This window comes from uncultured Campylobacter sp., from assembly GCF_938018035.1.
In the GTDB taxonomy this organism is placed as follows: domain Bacteria; phylum Campylobacterota; class Campylobacteria; order Campylobacterales; family Campylobacteraceae; genus Campylobacter_B.
Genome location: NZ_CALIJF010000131.1, coordinates 1 through 2,252 on the forward strand (window position 1 = coordinate 1; position 2,252 = coordinate 2,252).

Below are 2,252 nucleotides of genomic sequence, written 5' to 3' on the forward strand. Positions count from 1 at the left end.
AAAGAGAATCTTAAATTTATACCTCATAATATAGAAATATCCTTAAACCAGAGCGTATTGGAAAGTAGAATTTCAAATGCAACAGTTCGTAATATAGTACTTCAATTAAAGTTATCTTTATCTATAGAATCGCTAAAAAAATACTTATTTGCATTTATTGTATCTATGAGTAATCAAGATAACGAATCTGGTAAAATAGAAACTTACTTTTTTAAAGACGAAAGATCAGATTTAGAATTAGAGTTACAAGAACTATACCACAAGCCTAGGGTTTTAAATAAAGACAAAAATAAATTTGAAGGATTTGTTCGAGAGCTATTATCTAGTAGTTGGATAGAAGAACATTTGCGGAATAAAAAGAGCATAGCCTCATTATTTAGAGAAAATACTCTGCACAAAGATGTATATGAACTAGCTAAATTAATTGATGCTATGGAAAAATATCGCAAACTAGATTTGATGAAATTTAAATCCGGAAGCGATGATGAATTAAATGATATCTTATCTAGCCTACCTTCATTCATCGATTTAGATGTCATAGATGAAACAGGAAGACACTTTTCGGATTTCAGCTTTGGAGAAAAAACTCTATTAAGCCTTATTTATTCATTGATTTTTTATATAGATTTTTATCATAAAGATGGCAAAGAAATTTTTAACATCATCTTGGATGAAGCAGAAAACGGATTACACCCATTATGGCAAAAAGAGCTATTTAGTTCAATTATAAAATTATTAGAAAATTTTAAAGATTTTAAATTTTTACTGACGCTAACCTCGCATTCACCTTTTATTATATCCGATATCCCAAATGGAAATATCGTATTTTTAGAAAACGGCAAACAAGTTTATCCGGACATAAATACCTTTGGAGCCAATATCCATACTTTATTGGCAAACGCATTTTTTATGAATAATGGACTGATGGGGAATTTCGCAAAAGAAAAAATAGATAGCGTTATAAAAATACTAGATAAACCGCGTCTCGATGACGAAGAAATAAAGAGTTGTGAAAATATTATATCGCTCATCGGTGAGCCAATTTTAAAAACCAAGCTTAGACAGATGCTAAATGATGCGCGTATTCGTAGAATAGACGAAAAAATGATATAAAAAACTAAAAAAACGAATTAAGGAAATAGAAAAAAAAATGATTAAAATAGATATGGAGTATAAGACTGTAGAAGAATTTAAAAAGAGTGTTATGAAGAAATTTAAAAATAATAAATTAGAACAATTTGATGAAGAGGTAAAATCAAAACTGAAAGATTATGATGGGAGGATAAATTTAGAAAGCTTAATAGATATCGATTTTAAAGAAATCAAAAAGATAAAAGAATTTATAGATAAAGATGGAATAAAATTTAACTTTAACGGTAAAGATCTTTATAAAAAGATAGACAGTGAAACCAAAATAAAATACATAAAAAACCTGAATATATCCGTATGCCCATATTGCAATAGAAATTATATAAAAAATTTCAAAATAAGAAATAAAGGATGGGCTGTGACAGCTGAATTAGACCACTTTTTTCCAAAAGAACTATATCCTTGTTTTGCAATATCCATTTATAATCTAATTCCATGTTGCCATATTTGTAATCATAGAAAATCACAAAAAGAAGAAGAAATTTATTATCCATTTGAGGAATCATTTAGCCATAATATTCAATTTTACTACATTCCCCGGGATGTAAATTTTTTATATAATGAAGAAAAAATCGATCTAGACTATGGCATCTTAAATAAAGAAGAAGAGGGAAAAGTAAAAAACAATATGGATATATTTAAGATTAAAGAATTATATGAAGGACATAAAGATCTTATCTTGGAGCTTATACAAAAATCTCAAATTTATACGGAAAGCTATATTGACGAGCTTTTGCAAAATTACCAAGGGAAGGTCTTTAATAACCGAGAAGATTTACTAAGACTTATAATTGGAGTTTATGTAGATGAAAAAGATATCAATAAAAGACCACTAAGCAAGCTTTTAATGGATATAAGTAAGAGCTTGGGCTTATTGTATTAGTAGCGAGAAATCCCGCTGCTAAACTTCAACTTACTACTCCCCGCGCAGATACTCCTGCAGCGTTTTAACTTCAAGCGCAGAGTCGTCCTTTATCGAGCAGATCGAGCGCGTAGCGGCGATCGCCGCCTTCATCGTCGTAAAATACGGCAGCCTAAAGCGCAGCACGCTCTGGCGGATCTTCGCAGCGTCGGTGGAGTTTGATTTGCTATCGCTGGTGTTG

3 protein-coding genes are annotated in these 2,252 nt (G+C 30.4%); 2 read left to right on the top strand and 1 reads right to left on the bottom strand.

Annotation, left to right across the window (positions count from 1 at the left end; translation table 11 throughout):
* A partial coding sequence (locus tag Q0257_RS03990) for an AAA family ATPase (protein WP_298021827.1) occupies nt 1–1,113 on the top strand: 1,113 nt, incomplete at its 5' end.
* Nucleotides 1,114–1,150: 37 nt separating this feature from the next.
* On the top strand, nt 1,151–2,032 hold the full coding sequence (locus Q0257_RS03995) for a hypothetical protein (protein ID WP_298021829.1): 882 nt from the start codon (nt 1,151–1,153) through the stop codon (nt 2,030–2,032).
* 33 nt (nt 2,033–2,065) lie between these two features.
* On the opposite strand, the gene Q0257_RS04000 is transcribed toward Q0257_RS03995, so the two are convergent.
* A partial coding sequence (locus tag Q0257_RS04000; RefSeq protein WP_298021832.1) for a hypothetical protein occupies nt 2,066–2,252 on the bottom strand: 187 nt, incomplete at its 5' end.